This is a genomic window from Nocardia sp. AB354 (genome assembly GCF_049538315.1).
Lineage (GTDB): Bacteria > Actinomycetota > Actinomycetes > Mycobacteriales > Mycobacteriaceae > Nocardia > Nocardia nova.
Window position 1 is genome coordinate 33,949 of sequence record NZ_JBMVFU010000020.1, and the last position, 25,288, is coordinate 59,236.

At 62.9% G+C, this 25,288-nt stretch carries 19 protein-coding genes and 3 pseudogenes; 13 read left to right on the forward strand and 9 right to left on the reverse strand.

Annotated features, from left to right (window positions below):
• Positions 1-36: 36 nt before the first annotated feature.
• A complete protein-coding gene (locus tag ACPCUW_RS25390) occupies positions 37-1,752 on the reverse strand; it encodes a PEP-utilizing enzyme (protein ID WP_423427533.1) in 1,716 nt (571 codons plus the stop codon).
• A gap of 245 nt (positions 1,753-1,997) precedes the next feature.
• On the opposite strand from ACPCUW_RS25390, the gene ACPCUW_RS25395 reads away from it, so the two are divergent.
• Positions 1,998-2,513 carry a MarR family winged helix-turn-helix transcriptional regulator gene (locus tag ACPCUW_RS25395; protein WP_396931184.1) on the forward strand — a complete coding sequence of 172 codons (516 nt, stop codon included), beginning with the start codon at positions 1,998-2,000 and terminating at the stop codon, positions 2,511-2,513.
• Positions 2,514-2,851: 338 nt separating this feature from the next.
• Positions 2,852-3,910 carry a porin PorA family protein gene (locus ACPCUW_RS25400; protein WP_423427535.1) on the forward strand — a complete coding sequence of 353 codons (1,059 nt, stop codon included), beginning with the start codon at positions 2,852-2,854 and terminating at the stop codon, positions 3,908-3,910.
• Between the two features lie 106 nt (positions 3,911-4,016).
• On the opposite strand, the pseudogene ACPCUW_RS25405 reads toward ACPCUW_RS25400, so the two are convergent.
• Positions 4,017-5,544: pseudogene (locus ACPCUW_RS25405) on the reverse strand (ISL3 family transposase).
• 113 nt (positions 5,545-5,657) lie between these two features.
• On the reverse strand, positions 5,658-6,236 hold the full coding sequence (locus ACPCUW_RS25410; RefSeq protein ID WP_423427536.1) for a TetR/AcrR family transcriptional regulator: 579 nt from the start codon (positions 6,234-6,236) through the stop codon (positions 5,658-5,660).
• Positions 6,237-6,336: 100 nt separating this feature from the next.
• On the opposite strand from ACPCUW_RS25410, the gene ACPCUW_RS25415 reads away from it, so the two are divergent.
• Both ACPCUW_RS25415 and ACPCUW_RS25420 read left to right on the forward strand, forming a co-directional pair.
• Positions 6,337-7,353 carry a hypothetical protein gene (locus ACPCUW_RS25415; protein ID WP_423427538.1) on the forward strand — a complete coding sequence of 339 codons (1,017 nt, stop codon included), beginning with the start codon at positions 6,337-6,339 and terminating at the stop codon, positions 7,351-7,353.
• Positions 7,354-7,565: 212 nt separating this feature from the next.
• Positions 7,566-9,170 carry a PEP-utilizing enzyme gene (locus ACPCUW_RS25420; RefSeq protein WP_423427540.1) on the forward strand — a complete coding sequence of 535 codons (1,605 nt, stop codon included), beginning with the start codon at positions 7,566-7,568 and terminating at the stop codon, positions 9,168-9,170.
• A gap of 228 nt (positions 9,171-9,398) precedes the next feature.
• Here ACPCUW_RS25420 and ACPCUW_RS25425 read toward each other — a convergent pair whose 3' ends face one another.
• Complete coding sequence (locus tag ACPCUW_RS25425) at positions 9,399-11,135, reverse strand: PEP-utilizing enzyme (protein ID WP_423427541.1); 1,737 nt, start codon at positions 11,133-11,135, stop codon at positions 9,399-9,401.
• A 91-nt stretch (positions 11,136-11,226) separates the two neighbouring features.
• Here ACPCUW_RS25425 and ACPCUW_RS25430 point away from each other — a divergent pair, with 91 nt between their 5' ends.
• Complete coding sequence (locus ACPCUW_RS25430) at positions 11,227-12,063, forward strand: SDR family NAD(P)-dependent oxidoreductase (protein ID WP_423427543.1); 837 nt, start codon at positions 11,227-11,229, stop codon at positions 12,061-12,063.
• A gap of 78 nt (positions 12,064-12,141) precedes the next feature.
• Here ACPCUW_RS25430 and ACPCUW_RS25435 read toward each other — a convergent pair whose 3' ends face one another.
• Positions 12,142-13,251, reverse strand: coding sequence for a hypothetical protein (locus tag ACPCUW_RS25435; RefSeq protein ID WP_423427545.1), 1,110 nt, complete (start codon positions 13,249-13,251; stop codon positions 12,142-12,144).
• Positions 13,248-14,666 carry a phosphotransferase gene (locus ACPCUW_RS25440; RefSeq protein ID WP_423427546.1) on the reverse strand — a complete coding sequence of 473 codons (1,419 nt, stop codon included), beginning with the start codon at positions 14,664-14,666 and terminating at the stop codon, positions 13,248-13,250. The genes ACPCUW_RS25435 and ACPCUW_RS25440 overlap by 4 nt, the downstream gene beginning before the upstream one ends.
• 347 nt (positions 14,667-15,013) lie before the next feature.
• Between ACPCUW_RS25440 and ACPCUW_RS25445 the strand changes: the two genes are divergently transcribed.
• From ACPCUW_RS25445 to ACPCUW_RS25470, 6 genes are all read left to right on the forward strand, one after another.
• Positions 15,014-17,263 (forward strand): nitrate- and nitrite sensing domain-containing protein, encoded by a 2,250-nt coding sequence (locus ACPCUW_RS25445; protein WP_423427548.1) that lies wholly within the window; start codon positions 15,014-15,016, stop codon positions 17,261-17,263.
• Complete coding sequence (locus ACPCUW_RS25450; protein WP_423427549.1) at positions 17,256-17,696, forward strand: roadblock/LC7 domain-containing protein; 441 nt, start codon at positions 17,256-17,258, stop codon at positions 17,694-17,696. Before ACPCUW_RS25445 ends, ACPCUW_RS25450 begins: the two co-directional genes overlap by 8 nt.
• Before the next feature lie 86 nt (positions 17,697-17,782).
• A complete protein-coding gene (locus ACPCUW_RS25455; RefSeq protein WP_423427550.1) occupies positions 17,783-18,064 on the forward strand; it encodes a DUF742 domain-containing protein in 282 nt (93 codons plus the stop codon).
• Positions 18,065-18,095: 31 nt separating this feature from the next.
• Complete coding sequence (locus ACPCUW_RS25460) at positions 18,096-18,641, forward strand: GTP-binding protein (protein WP_423427551.1); 546 nt, start codon at positions 18,096-18,098, stop codon at positions 18,639-18,641.
• A gap of 45 nt (positions 18,642-18,686) precedes the next feature.
• Positions 18,687-19,421 carry a histidine phosphatase family protein gene (locus tag ACPCUW_RS25465; RefSeq protein ID WP_423427552.1) on the forward strand — a complete coding sequence of 245 codons (735 nt, stop codon included), beginning with the start codon at positions 18,687-18,689 and terminating at the stop codon, positions 19,419-19,421.
• Positions 19,422-19,688: 267 nt separating this feature from the next.
• Positions 19,689-20,291, forward strand: coding sequence for a MarR family winged helix-turn-helix transcriptional regulator (locus tag ACPCUW_RS25470; RefSeq protein ID WP_423427553.1), 603 nt, complete (start codon positions 19,689-19,691; stop codon positions 20,289-20,291).
• A gap of 665 nt (positions 20,292-20,956) precedes the next feature.
• Here the strand turns inward: ACPCUW_RS25470 and ACPCUW_RS25475 are convergent.
• The 3 genes from ACPCUW_RS25475 to ACPCUW_RS25485 all read right to left on the reverse strand — a co-directional run bounded on the left by ACPCUW_RS25475 (position 20,957) and on the right by ACPCUW_RS25485 (position 24,205).
• Positions 20,957-21,736, reverse strand: coding sequence for a tyrosine-protein phosphatase (locus tag ACPCUW_RS25475; protein ID WP_423427554.1), 780 nt, complete (start codon positions 21,734-21,736; stop codon positions 20,957-20,959).
• Between the two features lie 412 nt (positions 21,737-22,148).
• Positions 22,149-23,507: a cytochrome P450 gene (locus tag ACPCUW_RS25480; protein WP_423427555.1), complete on the reverse strand. Its 1,359-nt coding sequence runs from the start codon at positions 23,505-23,507 to the stop codon at positions 22,149-22,151.
• Between the two features lie 101 nt (positions 23,508-23,608).
• Positions 23,609-24,205 carry a TetR/AcrR family transcriptional regulator gene (locus ACPCUW_RS25485; protein ID WP_423427556.1) on the reverse strand — a complete coding sequence of 199 codons (597 nt, stop codon included), beginning with the start codon at positions 24,203-24,205 and terminating at the stop codon, positions 23,609-23,611.
• Positions 24,206-24,403: 198 nt separating this feature from the next.
• Between ACPCUW_RS25485 and ACPCUW_RS25490 the strand changes: the two are divergent.
• Together ACPCUW_RS25490 and ACPCUW_RS25495 are read left to right on the forward strand one after the other, a co-directional pair.
• Positions 24,404-24,454: pseudogene (locus ACPCUW_RS25490) on the forward strand (hypothetical protein); the annotation flags it as partial.
• A 151-nt stretch (positions 24,455-24,605) separates the two neighbouring features.
• Positions 24,606-24,887, forward strand: a pseudogene (locus ACPCUW_RS25495) (thiolase C-terminal domain-containing protein); the annotation flags it as partial.
• Between the last annotated feature and the right edge of the window lie 401 nt (positions 24,888-25,288).

Below are 25,288 nucleotides of genomic sequence, written 5' to 3' on the forward strand. Positions count from 1 at the left end.
GGTAGTGTTCGAGCCGGTTTCGTTTGTCCGGCAAGCTCAGGCAGACCGGGCGGCGTCGGCCCGCTCCAGCACCTTGACGAGATTTTTCGCGCCATCGACGAGAATTCGGTCGCCCTCACCGATAGCCCGAGTCCCGTTCTCGGTGCCGATCACGTATGGAATGCCGAGTTCACGAGCGACGACCGCACCATGGCTGGCCGAGCCACCGATGTCGATCACCAAGGCCTCGGACAAAGCCATCAAAGGCGCCCAGCTGGGATCGGTGAACCGGCAGACGAGGATATCGCCGGGGTCGAGATCCACTTCCTGTTCGGGATCGGTGACGACGCGAGCGCGGCCCTCGACGGTGCCGCCGCCCCCGGCGGCGCCGGTCACCTCCGTCACGGTGCGACCACCCAGTTCCGCTTCGATCGTGATCGGTTCGGGCATGCCATGGAACGCGAGAGGCAAGACCATCGACTTGTATTCGACCCGCGTCGCCCGCCGCACATCGACGATCTCCTGGGGATTGGCGAGCGTTCCCGCAGCGAGTTCCTGGCATTCCTCGATAGTGAAGAAGAAGATGTCGTCGACCTGCTGCAATGCGCCGAGCGCGACTTGCTGCGCCCCGAATTCACGTGCAGCCCAACGGCACTCATCGATGGCCATCAGATACGCAGCCTTACCTACCTGCAAGGTGCGCACGATATTGCGCATCCGGCGCAGCAGCCACCGCATCGCCGGCCGCTTCGCCGCGGGCGTGGCCGCGAGCAGCCGTTTCTCCGCCTCAGCGCCGGCCGCCTGCGCGCGGGCAGCCCGATCCGCGGGCCGTTCCCGCTGTGCCGTGGCAGCGGCCAATGCACGAATCGGCGCAGGGTTCTCCCGCCACACAGTCGTGAAGGCGTTGCCTTCGTTCGGACCGTGATATCCCCACGCCCGCAGGAATTCGCCCTCGGTGAGCTCGCCCCGCCCCAAGCGCCAGAGATCGTCTGCCATGCGCGTCTCGTTCACGTCGCCCACGCCGGAGAGCAACTCCACCGCCAATCCGGAGTCGCCGGCCTGCTCCGCAGCCCCGGTCACAGCACTCTGGCCGCCTTGGAACATGAAGCGAATAACGCAGTGCTGGGAGAAGATCTTGACGAAGTCCTCGCGTGCCGCCACCAACCGATCAATTGGTGGGATCTCGGACCATTGCGCTGAAGACCCGGATTCGTACACCGTACCCAGCCACTTCGCATACATCTCGTCGTGCATGCGGCGCAGGCGCTTACCGGTACGCAGCAGCGTGATCGGCGCCTTGAACATGAGCACCGGCACGCGCCGGAGAGTGCCGTCGAACTTCGGGGCATCCGCCCGCACACTGCCCATCAGATCGCGTTCGAAGTCGTCCCCGTCCACTCCCGGCAGGGCGGACATGATCTTCTTGATCGCATCCACGTTGAGGGCCTGCCGCCCGTAGAAGCACGACAGCCCTCGATCGTTGACATCCGGCGAGACCAGCACCTTTTTCTTCGGTACGACGCCGAATGCCGACATCGAGTACAACCAGCCCAGCTCGGCCGACCCCTCCCAGACGCTCCAGCACATCGGGGTCATCACATCGGGACATGCTTCGCCGAGATTGGTGCTGGTCCAGTACCGATCCGGCTCAGAGGTGCCACGAATCGGGTCAGTGACGCTAGTGGACACGAACGTTCTCCTTGCTCCGGTGCGGCGCGTCTTCGGCAGGGCTGCGCATTCCTGGCAACCGCAGCGACGTATGGCGCGCGACACGACTAGGTCTGCTTGTGATGGACAGCACAATTACACTCTATTAATAGACTATTTTGCAATAGACAACACCGGGTTTCCGGACGTAACTACTCGGCTCGGCGTCGCGGCGCCGTCGAACCACCTCCGTTACCCATCCGGTTAGGTCGAATGCACGAGTGTGACGGGTCCACAAGACAGTCGTGTAGACGACCAAATAACTTTGCTAGTAGACTTTTAGTGGTCCTGCCGAATCAGAGGAGGCCAGCGTGACGCGAACACAGAGGATGCCCGACACCGCATCCGATCCGGTCGATTGGGCCCGGCACTACTGGGAACAGCAGCGATTGGACGGCGATGAGCAGAGGTTCCTCGCATTGACTTCACTGCTGCGCTATCAGCGGATCGTCACCGACGCCGTCGACACCGAACTTCGATCGCACGGCCTCAACATGACCGACTACCTGTTGCTCATGACGCTGCAGTTGTCGGAAACCGGCACACGCTTGATCTCCAGCTTGGCGCGCAACCTTCTGGTGCATGCCACGACGGCGACGCTGGCGACCGACCGGCTGGAGCAGCGAGGGATGCTACGGCGCAGCCCGCACCCCACCGACCGTCGCGCAACCTGCGTCACCATCAGCAAACACGGCCGCGAAATCGTCGAGAACGCAACACGTGGACTGACAACGATCGACTTCGGAATGCAGGGCAGCAGCACCGAGGACATCAACCGCCTGCGCGAAGTACTCACCGCCATGCGGCATTCACTGGGCGACGCATAGGTTCCACCAAGGCGGAACTGGCCGGAACAAGCAGGGACGCGGGCATCGCCCGCGTCCCTGCTTGTTTTCTGCACCCCTCGAAAACGCCCTCACCAGGAACTCCCGACGCAGGACCACAACCAACAGATTCGGTCGAATCCAAAATAATCTATCCATCAATAGTCGAGAATGCTATAAAGTGACTCAGGTCATACGACCTGTCCGGCGCTCATGGAGCAGCGGTCTGGCTATCTACGCCGTCCGCTGGCGTCGCGGCTGATCACTTACACAGAATCACCGGCCATACCCGACGCATACCCGAAGCGTGCGGGGGTCGGCTCGACATGAGGGAGTCAACGATGACCGTCCGAAAGTCCGCAGTGGTGTGGCTTGCGCTGGGGGTCGTGCTGATAGCAGCCGCAGCGATCATCAGATTCGTCGCGCTGCCGGCCTTGACGAAGCTTCCTGCCGATCTCGATCAATCGCAGAAGTACGAGGGCACGATGCAGACGATCGACCCGAAAGCGTTCGCCGCTAACGATCTTGCACACCTGCTGACTCCGGAAATGCCGATCACAGCCGATCGCTCGCTCAAGGTCGATACGGTGAGCGGCGATACGGCAATCGTCACGAGCAAAGCCTTGCTGAGTCTGCCTGACGGGTCGACGCAACCGGACGTGCACACCTACGCGGTGAGCCGGGTCGACTACTCGCCGGTCGCGATCAGCGAGACGCAGGAGAAGTCTTTGGTACCCAACAACGACCAGTCGTCCTTCGAAGCCCACAAGGGCCTGGCGTTCAGCTGGCCCATGGATCCGCCGAAGGACGGCACCGCGCTCTACGACCCGGTCACCCGCACCGCGCAACCGGCAACGTTCCAGAACGAAAGCACCCTCGAAGGCCGCGACGTCTACAACTACAAGATCGATGCGGCCGGACCTATTGCCAGCCCCTCCGTTCTCAGCCAGTTCAAGGACTTCCCCAAGCAGTTGCCGAAAGCCGCGGTCGCCGGCCTGCTGCAGGCGGGGATCGTTCCCGAGCAGTCCCGGGCCACACTCACCGCGGCGCTGCCGGCCATGCCCGACCTTGTCACCATCGGTTTCGGTAGCACCAACCTGATCAACGCCGCCGTCGACAGCCAGTTCGGGGCGCCGTTGAAGGTGAACCAGACACAGGGAATGTATGTGACCGTGCCGGTCGACGGGAAGGACGTCCCCACGATCCCGTTGTCGATCGTGAAGCTGCACACCGCCGATTCGGCGGTCACCGACACCGCCCACACCCTGTCGAAGAACGCCACCATGCTGTCTCTGCTCGGCGTGTGGCTGCCGATCGTCCTCCTGGTCGTCGGTATCGTCCTCGCCGCGGTGGCGGTGCTACGCTGGCGCAAGCCTGCGCCGGCCGCGGCGACTCGGTAAAACTCTCGAACAATCACTCGGATCGATCAGACCCGGCTCGGCAAAGTACTCGCTGAGCCGGGTCTGTCGACTGTTCGGCTCTGGCTCACTTTCGGTGGTGGCCGGGCTATGCCAGCAGGATGCGGTGTCGGAGTAGCTGAAAACTGGCCCTGCCATACATTTGTCGCTTGATCAGCTTGGTTTTCGTGTTGACGCACTCGATCGGACCGTTGCTGAAAGGCACGGTCAGGCCAGCGATCGCTGCGTCGTGGTCTTGGTCGAGACCGCGTAGAAACGGACCGAGTTCGGTCAGCCCGGCCTCGCGGCCCTGCTTCATCCAGGCGTCTAGCTCGTTGCCGCGGCGTTCGGTCAGGATCGCAGCGAACTCAGCGACCAGCCGGGCAAGGTCGGTCATCTCGGGGCAAGCAGCGACGAGCTCCTCCAAGTGAGTTCGGCGTCCAACAGGAAGATCGGTGGGCCGGCTCATGATCCATGAGGTCAGCCGCCGTGGGGAGGGAGTGATGCGGTCGCTCTCGGCGCGGCCCTGGTTGAGGTATTTGTGCAGCAGGTTCGCCGCTGCCGGTGTAGCCGAGAGTTGTGATCTCGTGGAACAGGTGCGGGACCGGAACACCGGGCTGCTCGATGCGGCGGCGGCGCAGATGGTCGCGATAGGGGTCGACCAGGCAGGCCCGGTAGTATGGTGGGCGGCGCAATTGATCTGGTTCGGGTGCGCGGGCATAGCGTTTCACCGTGTTCAACGCCAGGCCGAGGCGGCGGGCGCAGTCCGGCAATCCGACGCCCTGATTCAGCAGGTCGTGCACCGCATGCCAGCGTTCCAGCGTGGTGGTCTCGCGGGTGAGGGTCTGTCGTTTCGGGCCGGCCGCGGCCCAGCATCGGCCATGGGCGGCGACGACCTCTCGCACCGATCGGGCCAGACCGTGCCAGAGGTGCCAGCGATCGCTGACCTGCAGTGCACCGGGTCGCGCGCGGCGGATCGCTTCGGCGTAGGTGGCCGATCCGTCGCGGACGACGACCTCGACGTCAGGATGGCCGCGAAGCCATTTTTCGAGGGTTTCAGATTTGCGGTCGGCCAGGACGTCAATTCGTTCATGAGTCACGGCATCGATAACCGCTGTGCCGTAACGGTTTCGGCGTCGCAGGGCGAAGTCGTCCACGCTGATCACCCGGGGAACCGGGCGGCGCGGCAGCGGGATCGCCAGTAGCACCCGCACCGCGGTGTGTCGGGAGAGTCGAACCGGCAACGCGGCCAGCACGCGGACCGCAGCCCGACCGGCCAGTTCCTTCACGATCGCCCGCACCTGACCAGTCAGCCGGGTCGTTCGCCGTTGGTAGCGTTCGAGCAGCCCAGGAACCTGTTCACGAAAGGTCCTGCAGCACTGCGGCGTCGGGCAAACCAGCCGACGCACCCGCACCCACACGACCACCAAGCGGCCGTCGACCGGCAGATCCGCCACGGTCCGGTGATGGTAGCTGTGGACCTTCGACGACTCCGCCCCGCACCGCGAGCACACCGCCGGGACCAGCGCCGTCCTGGCCCGCACCACGACCCGTGGGCCCTCATCGACAACATCGTCCACGATCAGCGTCGACAAACCCGAGAACACCAGCCCCACAGCAACATTCGCCACACACACCAAGGCATCGTGCCGTCACGGTGTATCGACTACCACCGAAAGTGAGCCAGAGCCGACTGTTCGATGAACCGTTGCGCCGCCAAAGAGCGATTCGCCGCCACACAGACGCTGCCTTAAGTTCTCTTGTTTGCCTGCAACACCGGCGGGATGACGAAGTCCGCAAACCAGTCCGCCGGATCGCCCGGATACATCTCCGGCAGCGCAACAAGACAGAAGTTGCTGGACATGAACCACCGGATGATTCGGCTGTCGTCCAGATCTTCCTTCAGCTCGCCTCGCTCTCTCCCCAGCCGCAGAATCGGCTCCCAATACTCCTGCTGAGTAGCGAGCAGATCCTCATCGTTGGATACGAGAAACGAAGTGATCTGCTCACTGTCGCGACTCAGTTCAACAGAGAGGAAACCGTCCTCCCGGATGAGTTGGGCACCGGATACCAGCGATGCGAGAATCAGGTCTTGTACCTCCCCTTCAACCGGCAGTCGTTGCCGGCGAAGCTGGTTCACCGCACGCACCTCTCGGAGAATCACCTCTTTGACCAGGTCCTGTTTGCGACCGAAGTAGCGGTACACGTTCGGCCGTGCGATGCCGACACGCGCGGCGATGGTGTCCATCCGCGTGGAACCGATTCCGGCCCTGAGGAACTCGTTCTTAGCGACCGCGACGATGTGATCGCGGGTAGACATATCGACCATAGACAGATCCTCGCTCTATCGATTGTTCATCTCTAGACATAACTGCCGCAGAGTGGTTACCATCACATTACAAAATCAAGTTTTGTCATAGGAGGCAAGCATGGCGACGAGCTGGAAGCTCGGAGACTTCGCTACCCGACCGGTCGTAGGTGCTTTCGAGACCGACCCGGACGAGATGGACCTGCTCGCAGCGAAACATGGTCTCGGACTGCAGAAGTCGTGGCTGTATGGGTTCTTCCGCGATGGCGAAGGACTGACCTACTGCATGGAGCGCAACTTCGTCGGTTCCCTCACCTCAGGGTTGTTCGTCATGACTCAAGACGGCAATCTGGAGAACGAGCTGAACGTCCACCCCGACTCGGGTCGCAGTGCCCGCGGTGAACTCAAGCGAGTGCTGACCGGCAAAACCCGGCGTTGGCACGAGCCTGTGTTCCAGCGCCTCCCCCAAGGCTGCTTTCCGGAAGGTGAGCAGCCGATGGATCTCGAGTTCAGTCAGGATCGGCTCGTCTACAGCGAGGGCGACATTCTCGACATGGAGGGAGAATCGGCCGGCCTCGGTATGCAATTCTTCATTCCCTCGCTCGAGCGGCCCCTGCTGTACACCAGCACCTGCTTCTGGATGACCGGAACGTTCCAGGGCAAGGAAGTGTCGGGTCCAATCTGGTTCGACAACTCCTTCTGGAAGCACGGAGTCGAGTGGAAAGAATACGGATACTTTCTGGACTACCAGATCATGTGGCATGTCTTCTGCAACAAGTTCGACGATGGTTCGTACGAGTGGGGCCACCTGGTGTCCGGCCGCAACGGCTTCTCGCCCGGCGTCGTCATCCAGAGTTCCGGGGAGGTGGAGCTCACCTCGGACACCGATGCATGGTTCGACCTGGACGACGATAGGTGGCCGGTCGAAGCGACGTTCAAGGTGGGCGACGCTACCTACCGGATGGACGGCCCCAAGAACGGCCGCATGACACAGTTTTCCGAGTCACGATGGGCCGGATACCGGGCCCAGCTCGGCAAGTCCCGGCGCGACGGAGACACTCGCACGCTTGTCGACGGCCTGACCTGGAACGAAGGGTTCCCCGTCGACCGGGTCGGCCCTGACGGCAAGCCGGCCTGACACTGATCAACAAGTGACTGGTCGCGCCCGCATCTCGGCAATTCAGGGCGCGACCGGTTACATCTCGTCCGCGGTGCACCAACCCCAATACTGCGCTCCTTCGATCACATCGGGCGCGGCCCACTCGGGCGCGAGGTGGATGGCTGTCTGCGGCCATGCTCACCCCTCCTGGCACCCATATCCGACTCAGACAGATCGAAGGGATTCTCCGAATGTCAGTGCTGACTCCAGCGACACCCACGCTGTTCGACCCGGTGCACGTCACCTCCGAGCCCGACCGGTTCTGGACCCTCGCCAATACCGGCGAGGTCACCCCGGGAATTCTCGCGGCCCTGGACTGGAGTGTTTGGGACAATTTCGAGCTCGCGGTGCGCCGCGCCTGGTGCGACCTCGGGATCATGCGCCCTCGCGACGTCTATCTTCCCGACGATCCGAATTTGCGCCAGACCTCACCGTTCTACGGGCGGCACGCGCTCAATGTCGACTACGTTCGAAACTTCATGGGATCTGTGCCCGGAGCCTCACCGAATGACTTCGAGCGCGATATCTGCGGGACGGTGCGCAGCGGAATGCCGGACGAAAAGGGCAGTTATCGTCGAGTGCCGGCCATGCTTCGGAAACTGCCGGGAACCTACCGCCGCACGAACCGCGACTTGCAGCAGCTTCACGACGAAACCCTCGTGTGGTGGCGAGCAGAGGTGCTGCACGGCAATGGCTCGAGTGACCCGCTATCGGATTTGCGAGCGGCCGGAGAGCGCTTCCGCGAGACGATGAGCTTGCACATCAGGGTGCGCACATTTCTGCAAGGTGTCCAAGGTGCCCTGGTCGGGCAGGCGGAGACGGCGGGACGACCAGATCTCGCGCTCGCGTTGTTCGCCGGGTTCGGCGAAGTGGCCGAAGCTGCTCTGGCCGAAGATATCTGGGCGTTGGGCGCGGGGAAAATCGACATGCCCGAATTCATCGAACGTCACGGGTTCTACGGCCCGAACGAAGGGATGGTGTGGACCTGCTCATGGCGCGAAGATCAGCAACCGCTTCACAATCTCCTTCGCTCGATGTCCGGTCGTGGCTCCGATGGCGGCGCCGCGCGAAGCAAGGCGGCGTTCGCGGCTCGTGAGCAGGCCGAGCGGGACCTCATGGCCGAGATGTCGCCGATCAAGCGGAGATTGACGCGTTTCCTGCTCGACCAGGCGGCCACGCAAGTGCGTAACCTCGAACTCGGCAAGGCGAGCTACCACATCGCGCTCGACGGCTGCCGGGCCGCAGCGCGCCGCGTCGGAAGCGATCTGGAGCGTCGCGGAGTGCTGACCTCTGCCGAAGACGTCTTCTTTCTCACGATCGACGAACTCACCGCTACCCCCGACAATGTGCGGGAACTCGTCGCATTCCGGCGGCAGCGCCGAAAGGAATACCAGGCCGTCCAACTCCCGATGACTTTTTACGGTGTGCCCGAGCCAGTGCAGACCACGGGGAGCGACGACGGTGTTCGAGAACTGATCGGCATCGCAGCCAGCAACGGTGTCGCAGAGGGACGTGCACGAATTATCGGATCCGCCGAGGAGGACGAAGACCTGTTCGTCGAAGGCGACATACTGGTTTGCTACAGCACGAACCCGAGCTGGACACCGTTGTTCACCCTCGTCGACGCCGTTGTCATCGACATTGGGAGTACCGCCAGCCACGGCGCCATCGTCGCCCGAGAGCTGGGCATTCCGTGTGTCATCAATACCGGTAACGGTTCGCAGGTCATCCACAACGGAGATACGATCCGCGTCGACGGCACTCGGGGCATCGTCACAATTCTCGAACGAGTCTGAGAGACGGGCCTCGGTGCCTCAGCCTGACCCATGCGAAGATCACCATCCCGGGCACCGAAGTCCGCCGGCAAACGTAACCACCGCATCCTTCGCGGTAGCCTGCGGTGCAGCCGAAAGTTTCGACTACGCAATACAAGTCGTAAGGCTGGGCCCAACACGGTGCCTCTCGTTCGCGAGGATGAGAGGCACCGTGCCGCAGAGAGCTTCAGTTCTTCCGCTCTTACACGATCAGTGCACCGTGACTGTTCCGGCCCCACCGTCGACCGTCAGACGGGTCCCGGTTCGGATGCGCTTGGTCGCGTCCTTCACTCCTAGAACACACGGAATGCCCAGCTCTCGGCTGACGATCGCGGCATGGCTCATTACCGCGCCGACATTCACAACCACAGCTTCCGCGGACGTGAACAACGGTGTCCAACCAGGATCGGTCAACGGGGCTACCAAAACCTCCCCTGGCTCGAGGTCGACTGCCTCCTCCGGGTCGAGGATGACTCGCGCAATGCCCGTGGTGACTCCGGCGCAGGCGGGGAGACCGCTCAACACCTCGCCGCTCATCGCGACATCGACAACCGGGTCCTTTCGACGGACCCACGTGGTAACCGGCGGCACCTTACCCGTTTCGATGATGAATGGCGGCTCGAGCTCGGACAGTTCGTCGAACCACGCCCAGCGTTCCGCTATCAGATCGCCGAACCCGCCCGGATTCGCGATCAGTGCGTCGAGTTCGTCTTCGCGGAACATCATGATGTCGTCCGGTCGGCGGAAATGTCCCTGTGCGGCATATCTGCGGCCGAGTTCGACCATGGGAAGCCGCCCCTCGTGCAGCACCCGCACGGTGTTGGTCTTGCTCTGCTCACGGGCCGGAGAGTAGACGGCCACAGACCGCAGCGCGGCCTCGATTCTGACCAGTTCCGGGGTGCCCGCAAGGTGTTCGCACAACTGAGCCAGCGCCTCCTCACGCTCGGCACGCAACCGACGTGCCTGCTCCGCCGGACTCTTCTCGGGGGGCTGCAACCGCATTCGGTCGATCATGCCCAACGGGATGGCAGGAAACGACTCCCACGTTTTCGCGTTCGCTTCCCACTCCTGCGTCGAGCGGGAGCCGAAGCGGTACAAGAGGTCATCGAACCCGGCGACGAATTCGGCGACCTCGGGGTCGGCAGATCCTCGCAGCCGTCGTTCCAGGTCGCTTGGGCCGGCTTCGAACTCCGCTCGGACGGCCGCCGATTCTCGAGCCATACGCCCCAATTGCCACATGACTTCGTTCGGAGCGGCTGATGCCACGTTCCCGAGCCCGCTCATCAGCGTTACCGAAAGACTCGGCTCTCCCAACGGCGCAAGAGCCTCTTCGAGCGCTCCGGTGACCACCGAACCCTCGTACACCATGCGCAGATGCGTGCGCAGCAAGGGCGGATAGATTTCGCGAAGCACGTGGCGCTGCCGCTCCAGTAATTCTGCGTCCGTCATCGCTGCCAGATCAGGGCGCTCCGCTCGCAGCTTCTCCGCCAGCAGCCGGTGCTCCTCGAGGTCCGGACGTTCGGTCTCCGACATCACGCGGCCGATGGTGTCGACAATGCGGTGGGTGTATTCCGGCTTGTCATCGTCCGGATGAGGCACGTAGGCCGGTGCCTTGGTGTCGCCGAGGTAGGTGCGATCCATGAGATCGGGTGTCGCGCCGGGCATTCGCGCACCGAATGTCCGCATATTCGACAGGTTCAGGTAGACGTATCCGTGCACCAGTCCCTGGATGTCGAGAGTGTCGGGCCGAAATTCGTCCAGGTCGAACGCACCGAACTCCGCCAGCGCTTGCTTCCACTCGCGCTCGTTCGGCGGTCCACCGATCATCGTCCAGAACAGAGGCGTGGCGACGGTGCCCGCCACCTCCGCGACGTTGGCGCGTGTATAGACCGGCCAGCGCGTGCTGAGCTCGTTGTCGACCACCCACGGCTTCGTGATGTCCACCATGACGCAGCGCTCCTCTTCATCTTCGATGCCGCTTGCGGTTGACGGTACCAGATAACACAACTATTGATAGTTAGAGTTCTTAGGAGGGAACATGGACGATCCGTTTCGGTTGGACGGCAAGACGGTGCTGGTTACAGGTGGAACGAAAGGTATCGGACTCGCGACTGCTCAGCTCATGCAGCAACGCGGCGCGGACGTGGTGATCTGCGGACGAACGGAGGACACCGGCACAGCCGTTGCGGAGCAGAACGGCCTCACTTTCTACCGCGCCGATGTCACCGACGAGAACGACGTCCGCGCCCTGGTCGACGCCTGCGATACACGCCACGGCGGGATTCAGGTATTGGTGAACAACGCGGGCCCGACCGATCTGCTGCACACGCGAGACGTTGACGGGCCGATCGGCACCGTTACCCCCGGCGCCTGGCGACAACTGATCGATCGCACTCTCACCTCGTGCTTTCTCACGACCCACTACGCCCTCGAGCCGATGGTCCGAGCCGGCTCCGGAGCGATCGTCAACATATCGTCCATCGCGGCCGCGCAGGCCATGCCCGGCTTCGACGTGTACGCCGCGGGCAAGGCCGGACTCGAGGCTATGACTCGATCGGTAGCGATCGGCTACGGACACCTCGGTATTCGATGCAACGCGATCCGGGTCGGCACCATTGCCGTCGATCACGGGGACGGCAATCGGCAACTGCTTCCTTCCGCCGATACCGCTCCCGATGCGTGGCGCCGAGCCGAGCCGCCGGCTGCCGGCAGTGCTGCCGACGTCGCGAACGCCGCGCTGTTCCTCTCCGCGCCCGCCGGCGCATATGTAACCGGCGTGGTGCTACCGGTCGACGGCGGGCTCGGCGCCCGTTCGCTGATGCCGTGGCAGACACCCCGCCCACAACGCGGCGAACAAACCGCCACAGCCCGCTGAGTGATGCGCCGTAGCATCCGCAGATGCTACGGCGCTGTCCAGCTATTCGCTTCGGCTGTTCACTACGGCGCCGGCAGGCTATTCCAGGCCGTAATGCGGCAATGCGCCGCGGGTCATCACGGTGCAGTATCCCGTGGTTCGCACACCGTCTACACGCACCCGGGCGAACTGCTCGCGATGTCCGCTCGGGGTCGGTTTTCCGCTCAGTAGAACTCGCTCCGGTGGAAGTAGGTCGTACACGTCGTGTTCCGCGACATCGCCGCGCGGGACACCCAGCCCCCTGCCGTCGTCGAATCCTCCGTCATACCCGGTTCCCGCGTAGGCCCACGGCTCGAGAAGCGGAACGGCCTCGATGTCGAACGATCGCCCGTCATCACACACGACGTGCAGGAAGACAGATTCGTACACCCGGGCGCCGCTGATGAAGTGTGGCGTCAGGTCCGCCCGAATCACCGTAGCGTGGGTGCCGTCCGAGCTGATGACCTCGCCGTCGAGGTAGGTTACGCGTCCGGCCGCGTCCTCCCTTCGCGATAGACAGATCGAAGTGTCCTCGGTGGCGCAGTAGAGAACGGCGTGCAGCATCGGCGCCGCTCGGCCCGCCGCAGGGTCCGCGACGGACCGATCCATTCCGCCGACGCCAGGCCGTACACCCCAGGAGTGGTCTCGAACGCCCCACCAATCACGGACGTCGATATGTTCCTCGCCGACGCGAAGCCAGCCGTTCCAGCGTCCGATCTGGTTGTAACGAGTTATTTCCTGCGTGATTCGACCTGTACTGGCGTCGAGGTAGTGCTCCTCGGTATACGGGTCGAACGAGGAGCTGTAGACCAAGTCCGCCGACAGCGGCGTCGTCGCACCCGACCACCGGACTCGCAGCCGGCGGTAGGGTTCGAGAACTTCGACGGTCAGATCGGCGACGGCGGTCGTTTCGAGATCTGCGGCGAGTGGCCGGGACCACCTGGCGTTGTGCTGGCGACGGCCAGTTTGGACGGAGCCGTATCCATCGCAGACGTGCATATTCTTGTAGAACGCCATGCCGGAGAGGAACCCTGCCTGGCCTTGCGGGTCCACGCCCGCGAACCAATATCTGTCGTAGAAGCGATGATCGGAAGTGGCGGCGAACCGAAACGGCCACGGCGCCTGATGCATCAGCGATTCATCCAGTGAATGCAACGCCCGGGTACTCACAGTCGCACCTCGAATGCGTTCTCCACACCACTGAGCAGAAACCTGGGTGCGTGCAGCAAACCTAGAACACCGTCCAGCAACGTGCGCGGCTGAGAGACGAGTCGTCCGAGCCCGCGGTAGGCGCCGACGAATCTCCACGCGTCGTGCCACACGCTGTAGAAGCGCAACCGGTCTTCGTCGGGCACCTCTCCACCCGCTTCTCGATAGACGCGAAGGAAGTCGGCCCACGGTTGTACGCGCGTGACGTGGGGACGAACGTAGGCAAGGTCTTGTGCGGCATCGCCGACGCGGGCACGCTCCCAATCCAGCAATGCCGTCAACGCCCCTTCGCGGACAAGAATGTTGTGGAAACCGGGATCGCCGTGCAGCAAGACGGGCCTGGGCACCGTAGCGGGTGCATGCGTTCTGAGCCAGGCGAAAAGCAGGTCCTGCAGCGACCGGACCACCAAGCCACCGGCCGGGTCAGCGGCGGCGACCAGCCGTTCCTGCTCATCAATGGCCGCGAGCACCTCGGCTCGCGTCGACATCGGCGGGATCGGAGTACCCGGCAAACCGTCGAGCTCGATGGTATGCAGCTTCGCCAGCGCCCGGGCCAACTCCTCGGCCGCACCCGGGCCTGTGCCCTCGTCCGGACCGAAGACGTCACCGAGATTGCCGCCCTCCGCACGACGCGAGGCGAAGAACGGGCCGCCGAGAGCATTCGTCTGAGGTTCGATCCACAACGGCTCGGCGACCGCCACTCCGCGTTTCCAGACGAAGCGCAGGACGTCGTACTCCCCCGCTAGAGTGTGGGAGTCGCGTCCCGGGGTGATCTGGCGTAACACGATCTGCTCGCGCTCACCGCCTGGGCGGCGCAGACTCACCGCGGTCGTGGTTTTGGAGAATCCACCCGACAATTCGGCGACCGACTCCACCGAAATCGGCTCCTCGGTCTTCGCGTGCAGATACTTCTCGACCTGCTCGACACTCAAGCCGGATGAGGTCTGCTTGCCGAGCCAATTCATCACGGTCGCTTCGGTTTTCAGTCGTTCGACAGGTCCTGAGGAACCCAGTTCCGGAAGTTCCGTGCGCGCCAGGAGGCGCAGAACGCGCACCACCACGTCATCCGCCACGAGATCTCCCGCTGCCAGCGCTTCCGCAGCTTCGGCGACGGTTCGGTACGGATCACGGCGAGGGTCCAGATCGGCCCACGGCGCTACGGCTGCCATCACCTCCGCCACCTCGTCGCAGGCGTCCGCGCGACGAGCGGGCAGCAAATCGGTCAGCACCGCGCGGTGAAACAGCGCGTCCGCGACCTCGAGAACATGCGACTGCTGAGCCCGGTCGGATTGCGCGCCTTCGAGTTCGAGCACCAGAGCTCGATGGACACCGGTCACAGTCGCCGTAGCGTCGACGGCTTCGATCTGCGCGAGCACGGCACCTCCTCGTCATTATAAGATCGCTACGCACTTTAGTCTAGACATATACTATCTATCAACAATACATATCGAGCCGGGGTCTCGCCCCTGACACAGGTTCCCCCGGTCGCCGGGAGCGCCGATCGAGCAGCCGGACCGAAACACTCTATTAAAAAATAGTCAATCTATAGACAAATCACATCGGTGGATCTACCGTCTTCCGGCATGAGAACTACGCCGCAGGAAAGCGGTGTCGACCGGGGCGTAAGCGCATGATCGGGATATCGAGACGCAGCGGTGCCCGCAGCCGGTTCCGTCCACACGGGATCCGCGCCCGGGTGTTGGCCATCGCACTCGTTCCGTGCATGGCGTTGGTAGTCACCGGCGGAGTTACGGTCACGCGTCTTGCCGCGGACGCCCATGCGGCGAAGAAGTGGTCGGAATATTTGGGCCGCCAGATGGACCTGGCAGCACACCTCGCGACCGCCGCGCAGAACGAACGCGCCGCCAGCCTGCTGGCATTGGCCGGCGACCGGGGCGCGGCGACAGACCTGGCTCGCCAGCGCGCAGACATCGATCGCGTGTTTTCCGAGCTGAACCTGGTCGCTCGCGAGATGAATACTCTCAATCCCGACGCGGTGTCGAAGTCGACACCGGCCTTTACCGCAGTCGCCACCCAGCTGCCGCAAATTCGGGCCGCCGTCGACACCGGGCGAACCGACACCACGGCGGTGGACGACTACTTCGCCACCATCACCGGCATCGTCGTCCTCGGACTGCAGGGCTCGGCGCGGCACACACCCGACGCAGTCGCAGCGGCCGAGCAGATGACGACCGCGCATCTGGTCCAGGTGGCAGATCTGCATTCGCGAGCAGTGGCGACAGCGATGTCGGCGTTGGCCGCCGGCGCCCCGACTTCCGCCGACCGACATCGCGTCGGCCAATTCACGGGCGCGTACCGCCAGCAGCTCGAAGGCTCGGTCACGAGCCTCACCGACGACGGCCGAGCCGCATATCGCGCTCTCACCGACAGCCCGCAATGGCGCACCTCGGTCACCGGGGAAGACCAATTCGCCAGCGACGGCACACTCAACATCCCCGCACACGAGTGGCGCGACGCAGAAGCCGCCGTGGGCTCGCAACTGGTCGCGCTGTTTCACGACCATGGTCGATATGCGACACAACTCGCAGTAGATGCCGCTTCCCGCCTCCTCACACAGACTCTGCTGACCACCGCGGCGATAACCGTTGTCGCGGCGGTAGCCTTCGCCTGCGCTCTTCTCCTGGCCAACCGGCTCATCAGGCGGCTCAGCTCGCTGCGATCGCGAAGTTTGGAGCTTGCGAACGAGCAACTTCCCTCGATCCTGCGCCGGATCCACGGCGGAGAAGAGGTCGACCTGGATCTGGAGACCACCACATTGGATGCCGGTGACGATGAGATCGGCTCGGTTGCGTACGCTTTCGGTGTCGCACAGCGAGCCGCAGTGGACGCCGCAGCAGCGGAGGCCCGCACCCGGGACGGTTTCAACAAAGTGTTCCTCGACATCGCGCACCGCAGCCAGACGGTGGTCCGCAGGCAGCTGGACATCCTCGATCTCGCAGAAGGCAAACAGGACGACCCCGAGCATCTCGAATTGCTGTTTCGCTTGGACCATCTCGCGACCCGAGCCCGGCGGAATGCCGAAAACCTCTTGATCCTCGGTGGCGCGCAACCCGGTCGACGTTGGCATGACCCTGTCCCGTTGGAAGATATCGTTCGTAGCGCGGTATCCGAGACCGAAGATTTCGCCCGCGTCACCACCGTTCGCCTGCCAGCGGTCCATGTACTCGGCGGCGCCGTCGCCGACCTGATTCACCTACTTGCAGAACTCATCGACAACGCAGCGACATTCTCCCCGCCGCAATCCCTGGTCACCGTCCGCGGGAGCACCGTCGGTAACGGTGTCGCGGTCGAGGTCGAGGACCAGGGCCTGGGAATCCGCGCCGAGGAGAGGGACCGCCTGAACGAGCTGTTGCGCAACCCTCCGGAATTCCAGGAGATGGCATTGGCGGGGCGCCGGCATCTGGGTTTGTTCGTGGTCGGCCGGCTGGCCGCGCGGCACAACATCATGGTCACCCTGCATGAATCGGCATACGGTGGAACGACCGCCGTCGCCCTGATCCGCTCCGAACTCCTGCAAGCGGAATCCCACAGCGAAGTGCCGGCCTCGAGACCTCGAATCCCCATGGACCCCCCACCAGTTCCCAGACCCGAGGCCCACCGCACATCCGGCGTGCTCGCGAGTGCTCCGCCGTCCCTGGCCCCCGCCGTCGACGTCATACAACGAATCGAAAGAGAACCCGGCGAGGCGTCGGCGCACTCGCTCGACGTGAGCTCGCCCCGTGTGCCCCTTCCGGGTCGGCCTCAATTGCCCCGCCGACGCCGGCAGACCCACTTGGCACCTCAGCTGCGGCTGGATGAGCAGGCCGCACCACCTTCGAATCGCACCGCCGAGCGCCGACGGGATGCCGCGGTGGTGAGAGGGGCGATGGCCTCTTTCCAACAAGGCACGCAACAGGCACGACGCACGACATCCGCCCAGCCACAGAGGATTCGGAGGATCGACAATGAATGACAAGGCAGCGCTGCAGTCCGCGAAACCCGCGCTCGATTGGCTTCTCGACTCACTCCTCGACCGATTACCCGAAGCTGAGCACGCACTGGTGCTGTCGGCTGATGGGCTTGCCATGGCGTCCTCTCGCGGTCTTGTAACGGAAAACGCGGAGCATCTCGCGGCGATGGCCTCAGCACTGCACAGTTTGGGCCGTGGCGTCGGCGCGCGTTTCGAGAAGGGAAACCTGCAACAGACCGTGATCGAACTGGAGGGAGGCTATCTCGTCGTCACCGAAGCCGGCTTCGGAGCGTGTCTGGCGCTGCTGGCATCGATCGACGCCGACCTCGGAATGGTCGCCTACGAACTCAATGTCATGGTCGGCCAGGTGCACGATCATATGTCGGCTGACGCGCGATCTTTCCCTGGCGTCACGACAGCGCCCTTTCCGCGGTGAGTGGCGACGATCTGTGGTCTGCGGACCACGATCCAGGACCGTTGGTGCGGGCGTTCGCGGTGACCCGCGGCCGAGCGGGAAGAAATGTGCACGGTTTGGACATGCTCACGCTCGTGATCGCCGTCCGGCCGGAGACCGATCTGCCCGCACCCGACCGCGAATACGCCGAGATAGTGCGATTGTGCCAAGGCAAACCGTTGTCGATCGCCGAAATCGCCGCCTATCTCAAACTGCTGCTCGCGGTCGTGAAAGTACTCGTAAGTGATTTGATCACCTCCGGCCACGTCATAGTCAGGACACCGCCACCGCGCGGAACGGCCGATCCCTTTCTCCTCCAGGCGGTGCTCGACGGTGTTCGCAAACTCTGAAAGCCGCGACTTTTTCGGCGCTTTCGAAACCATGAAGGTGTTGGTCGCGGGGGGCTTCGCGGTCGGCAAAACGACCTTCGTCGGATCGGTGAGCGAGATTGCACCTTTGCGCACCGAAGAGCGATTGTCGGCACTGGGCTCCAGCATCGATGACCTCAGCGGTGTGGAATCGAAGACCACGACTACCGTGGCGCTGGACTTCGGCCGTATCACGATCGACAACAGAGCAGTGCTGTACCTGTTCGGCACCCCTGGTCAGGACCGATTCTGGTTCATGTGGCAAGAGCTTTCGGTCGGCGCGATCGGCGCGATTGTGGTAGTCGACACCCGCCGGATCGACGACAGTTTCGCAGCGGTCGATTTCTTCGAGTCCCGATCGATACCCTTCATCATCGCTGTCAACTGCTTTGACGACGCCGATATCTACTTCGACGACGAGGTACGTACCGCTCTGGACCTACCGGCCGGCGTTCCGATCGTCATGTGCGACGCACGGGAACGCACCTCGAGCAAACAGGTTCTCGTCTGCCTGCTCGAATATCTGCTCGCCGCGGCTCATGCCCCTCAGCACAGTTGACCAAGCCCGATTACTCCTCCGCCCTCAACGAGGTGTCACGTCACCATGCATTTGTCCGCACTCGCCCGCACAGTGTCGTTGGCTTTGGCCGCCACCGTATTGACCGCTTGCGCCGCATCGTCCCAAGACACGACGCATTCGACAACAGCTCGAGCCGGCGATGACCGTGCCATTACCATCACGTTCGTCCGTCACGGTGAATCAGCCGGCAATGCTTCCGGGCTGATAGATACGTCCACGCCCGGACCGGACCTCACCGATCTAGGTCGAGCTCAGGCCCGAGCCGCCGCCGCCACGTTTGCCGATCAGGGCGTCGACGGCGTTTTCGCTTCGACCATGATCCGAACCCAGGAGACCGCCGAATATATCGCCCAGTCGGTCCACAAGCCGGTACGTGTACTCGCCGGCCTCCGCGAAATCGAGGCTGGGCAATACGAACACCAACCGGAAGCGACCGCGCAGAGCACCTACTTCCGAGCGCCTATCGCATGGCTGGACGGCCGAAGAAGCGAGCGGATCCCCGGTTCTATCGACGGCAATGAGTTCGACCGCCGCTTCGACGAAGCAATTCAGGACATTTACGACAGCGGAGACCGCCACCCCATCGCCGTCGCCCACGGTGGGTCGATCATGATTTGGACACTCATGAACGTGAAGAACCCTCAGAGCGACCTCCTGAAAACGCATCCCCTGGGCAATACCGGTCATATCAGTGTCAGCGGCAATCCCCGTGACGGATGGGAGTTGCTGGACTGGGACGGGGTCGCTGTTCCCCACTGAGAACAAGTCGGCCCCACCCTCACCTCCGTTCCTCGTCGGCTGATACTTCTGCGGCACAACAGATCCCACCCATCATCCGGTTGCTACCGATCTGCTGGGACTTGTCCGTCGGGCCATTCAAGGCCGACGCCGCGGCTCGACGTCACAGAAATCAAGCGGACGCAGTGCGCCTGCGGTCGGCAAACGACATGTGCGACCGCTAGACTATTCACTTTACGAATACCGACGACGCAGGCGTCCGATCACCAACCGACCATAGGGACTCTCATGGCCACTGCGCAGCAGAACAAGACTGCAACGCCCGACACCACCGATCCCGTGAGTTGGGCACATCACTACTGGCAGGAGCAGGGACTGGAGGGCGACGAACAGCGGTTTCTCGCGCTGTCTTCGCTGCTGCGCTACCAGCGCCTGGTGATCGACCCGGTCGAGGCGCAACTGCGCAAACAGCGTCTCAACCTCACCGACTACCTGCTACTGATGACTCTTCAGTTGAGCGACAACGGCACACGACTGATCAGCAACCTCGCACGTAGCCTGATGATCCACGCCACGACGGCGACTCTGGCGACGGACCGGCTCCAAAAGCGGCGGTTGATCAGCCGGAAGCCGCATCCGACCGATCGACGTGCCACCTGTGTGACGATCACTCCGACGGGTCGCAAACTCGTCCTGAAGGCCAACAACAGCCTGACCGAAATCGGCTTCGGATTGGGAAATGCATCGTCCGAAGACGTAAGCCGTCTCCTCGAACTCCTGGCCGACCTCCGCGCCTCCGCCGGCGACATCCCGCCCGCACCGCAGCAGAATGGCAAACAGCGGTCCCGGGCCAAGTCGAACGCCGACGTGCCCGACAGCGAATCTGCCTGATTCGAGGACAGTCGAGGTCAACCAGCTCAAATCCGGTGAAGCTGTCGCTCGGCACGTGCATCCGGGACGAGCTTTCCCGCGTCCACCAGCGTCTCGAATGCGTGGCGCTTGTTGGCACACGAGTCCAAGCGGCAGGAACGGTGTAGCTGCATAACCCTGTGCGCAGCACCGACATCGCAGGGTTCGAGAGGGATCTCATGCCCGAGCCCGAGATGCTCCTGCCTCGCTGGGCTGTGCTCGACAACCATCGTCGAGCCGCACCCCGCCGACGTGTCGACGGGGCGACGCACTCGCGTGTCGGCCCGGAGCCAGGTAACGAACAGGGCTATCAGAGTGATATCGGCGCCGATTGCCAAAGAAAGGACGAACAGCGACTGGGCGCTCACCGGCGCCCCTGTGGTCCACGCAAAGCTCTCGCTACACAACTGTTTTCGGCGTGTGGGCCCATGGGTAATGCCCCAATCAGAACGGTACATAAGTCTATTTTGCGATAGTCTATCAGTAGACTATCGCGCTTAGAGAGCCGCGCCGCCGTGGGATTCACCACACAGGAAGCTAAGGGCGCTCGCGCCACGTCGATGCACGAGCGCTTACGGGGCGTCGACATGCGGTGTGGTGCACAGGAACCGGAATCCGCGCCCGCCACCACACACCGAATCGGCGCTCTACTGGGCGCGTACCAAGCGACTGCGCAGGATTCGCAGTTCGCGATCTGTCAGCCCGAGCCCGATCTCGAGGTAGCCGTCCATATCGCCGTACAGCTTCTCGACCTCCGCTAACGCGGTATCGAGATATCTCGTATCGCAACGAAACGCAGGTTCGTATGCCGGCGCCCGGCCGGGGCCGACGTTCTCGAGTATCGAATCGAGTGTCGCCTTGCGACTGTTCACGGCGTACTCGTCGGTGAGGAGATAGTCGACAATCGTCGCGCCTGGCTCGACACCGGCGATGTGGTGGATGAGAATAGTCGCCCAACCCGTGCGGTCCTTACCCGCCGAGCAATGAAACAACTGCGGCCCCTCGATCGAGGCGATAGCGCTCAGCAGATCAGCAAACCCACGTCGACACCGCGGGTCGCTCACGAAGGTACGGTAGTTCTCGAGCATCGCGGCGTACGTCTCGTCCGCATCGGACAGGGCCGCGACCTCTTCCTGAGGGATTCCTGGTACCGGATGATGGTGCCAAGCCGCGCCGGCCACCGGCGTGTTGGGATGGGCGGCGATCTCATGCTCCTCCCTCAGATCGTGAATCGCCTCGAGCCCCAGCCCCTCGAGAACGGTGAGATCCTGTGGCGACACCTCGATCCGGTTGGAACGATATAAGACTCCGCGGCGAAGGCTGCCTTCGGCGGCGGGATAGCCCGCCCCTTCCCCTGCGACATCGCGCAGGTTGTCGAGAGTCGCAAGCCGGGGCAGCACAGAAGCTGTGGCAGGTCGTGAGTTCATCGACCATCCCGTCGACCAGCAGTTGTTCGGACACACACAGTGAGCTCCCTCCGATTCAAGGACACGATGCGCACACGAGCAGCGCATGAACAAGCAAGCGGCTCTGTAAGGCACCGTCGAACGCTCGGCAGGACTGGGTTAGACCCGATTTGCACACGACACGCGCCGACCGACGCATGCAGCAACCAGTTAGCTGAAATATATACTATCTATCACTAGACATTTACGCCACCGGATCCGGAGCCCCAGCCAGTTCGGCACACCGGCGGTCAGCAGTAGCTGTCCGACGGGCTGACAGGGACTGAATCTGCCACTGGACCGAGTCGGAGTGGCAGTTTCAAAGATGGAACCGGTTTACCGGAATCCCTGGCACACAAGGCAAGACGGCTGAAAACGTAGTCCGAAAAGACGGTCATCGCGATGAAGCCGCCGGTTTCTCCGAGACCGCTGATGTCGAGGACACAGGCCCTCGAGCTTCGACTTTCCGGAACCGAAGCGTAATGGCTGCCGGTCCGTGCAGCACGAAACTAGGGTGGCGTGGATGGTCTGCAACCCCGCCGATCTCGAAGTCGGTCAGGCGGTCCAGCAGCACATTCAGTGCAATCCTGGTCTCGCTACGTGCGAGGTTTGCGCCAAGACATGTGTGCTCGCCATGCCCGAACGCGAGATGACCGGTCGCCCGTCCACGGTTCAAGTCAACGTTGTCGGGATCGGGGAACCGGTCAGCATCGTGATTGCCTGCTCCCCAAGCAAGATAGAGGTTTTCGCCGGCGCTGACACTCTGACCGCCGACTGTCACATCACGAGTCGCGGTGCGGAAGAGTCCTTGGATCGGAGAGTGCAATCTCAGCACCTCCTCGATCAGAGCAGGTATCAATCCGCGGTCGGCAGTGACCGATGCCCGCAGGTCCGGGGCGACGACCAGGCGGAGGATGCTCGACCCCAACAGGTTCGTAGTGGTCTCGTTCCCGCCGACAAGGAAGACAACCAGCATCTGAAGACATTCGTCGGTGGTCAGCGGCTGATCGTCCTCGAAGCGAGCCTCGACCAGGCCTGTTAGAAGGTCATCGCAGGGGTGCGATCGACGCAGCTCCAACTGCTCGGTGAAGTAGGAGTAGAAGTCATCGACGGACTGGAACAGCTGAACGATCTGGCTAGTCGGAAGCTCGAGTGACCCCACGCCCTTGGTGAAAGCGTCTGACCATTCCTTGAACTCGGCCATCCGAGATGGCGGAACTCCGAGTATTTTCGCAATAACCGTCATCGGCAGCGGCAGCGTGAATTCGCGGATGAAGTCGACCTCGCCGCGGTCGATCCAGTTATCGATCAGCTTATGGGTCAAGCGGGCAATATCGTCCTCCATCTCGAGGACGCGGCCGCGAGCGAAAGCTGATTGCACAAGCCGACGCTGCCGCTTGTGATGTGGCGGGTCGCAGTTGAGCAGCGCTGGCGAGGCGCTGAGGTCGAGACGGCGTCGAGCCTGGGCCTTGGTGGTTTCGCTGTACGAGTCGTCTTCGATAACCCGGTGGGCGAGCGCCGTCACCGAACTGTTGCCGCTGGCGCTGCGACTCGAGAAGGTTTCGGAATCGCCGGCGACTGCCTTGATGTCGGCATGCCTGGTCAGCACCCATGCCCGGAGCCGCTCGTCCCACGCAACCGGGGCCTTCTCTCGGAGCTGGTTATAGGCACCGAACGGGCACCTAACCTGCCTCTCCTCCAGCGCCACCAGCTTTTCGAAATCGGTGCCGGTCGTCGATGGTGATGTCGTCATCGCATTTCCTTTTGCTTGAAGATATTCAAGTGACAACGGATTGAACTGAACTCATGCCGAGCATCAGGCTTCCTCTTTCGCCCAGCAGTTCCGGCCGACGATTACGGGGCATGCGGCCTCGGGTCCACATCAAACTTCATCCGAATCGGGGGGACGATGAAGCGTTCGACCCACTCCCGCAGGTCGGGGCCGACCAGATCAGGCTGAGTCACGACCAGAAATTGGCTCGTCAGAAACCATTTGATAATTCGGTAGTCGTCCAACACTGGGTCGATGACGCACTCCCGCCGTGCTTGCGCAATCACGGGCGTCCAGTACTCCGCTTCGACGGCGACCAGATCGGTATCGTGAGCAACCAGCTGTCCGACCCCCTTCATCTCGGGTCCCGCGATGGCGATCACCGAGTGCGCAGCGCGGGCCTGATGCGCACCGAGCACGAGCGACTCCACGATCAGCTCCTCCCCTGTCCGAACACGCTTCAGAGCGCGTCGGCGCTGGTCATGGATCCTGCGAATCTCTGCCAGGACCGCCTCTCGAAGCAGATCGGCTTTGCTGTCGAAGTATCGGTACAGATGCGGGCGCGCGATCCCGGCGCGGTCCGCGATGTCGTGGAGGCGTAGGGCATCGCCTCCGCCGTCCCGCAGTGCCTCCTGGGCTGCGTGCAGGATCTGCTCTCGCACTGTTCGGCCTTTGGTCACATCAAGACGGTACATCTTGCGCCCAAAAGTACCAATATGAATCTATAGTTGATTCATAGAGTATTGCGCCGGTGCACTTGCTCCTCGTGAGAGCCATGCAGCGGGACGACACAACTGGCCCGACCGTCACCAACCCAATCCGCAGGAGGCCCTGGCATCACCGCCACTGTCCTGCACAGACTTGCCGAACAGGAACTGATCGACTACCGCGCACCGGTCGCCGAATACGGGCCCGAGTTCGGCACCAACGGCAAAAAGAACATCACTGTCACCGACGTGCTCACCCACCGCGCGGGTCTGTCGCGTGTCAGCTCGATCGCCCACACTGTCGATCCCGCGACCGAATTGTTTCTGATGCTGGACGGCTCCGCGCGGATTCTGCTGGCGAGACGTACATTTCATACACATGGCAGAAACCGGCCTGTGCGCGGATGGCGAACAATCGACACTGATCGCCTCGAAGGCCACCGAGCGCGGCGGACGACTACCGATCAACACCGACGGAGGCATCCTTCCCAACGGCGCTGCGGTCACAGCGACCGGCCTCCGCCAAATCCACGAGAACGTTCTGCAACTCCGGGGAGCCGCAGGCCGCCGGCAGGTGCCCGGAACACCCCCGGTGGCATTCAGCCATGTCGGCGGCGCTCCCGGAGTCAGCGCGTGCACCGTACTGACCCGATAGATCGAGGAGATATCCGTGAGCCACGTTACCGACGCCGAACACAATACTTTCGAACCCGCCCGAAACGAATGACATCCGCCATCGACCAACGTCGGACTCCCCTTCTCACACGCGTTTGGCCCGCAGCATCCAGCGCTATCGCCACTTCAGCGATCGTCCCCGGCAAACACGCAAGGCGCCAGCCCCGTACTCCTATAACGAGACGACGAGATCATTCGACTCGCCGGGATCTGGCTCCCCTTCGGTGAGCCGCCTGAAGAGGAGATATTCACCCGCTCCGGCATGACCAAGCAGATGTACCGCGAACGGCTGGAAAAGGAGCTCGCCACAATGTGAGCGGAACGACCCGCACACGAGTCCGTTCACGCGGCAGCGTGAACATCACACCCACCCTTGTGGGA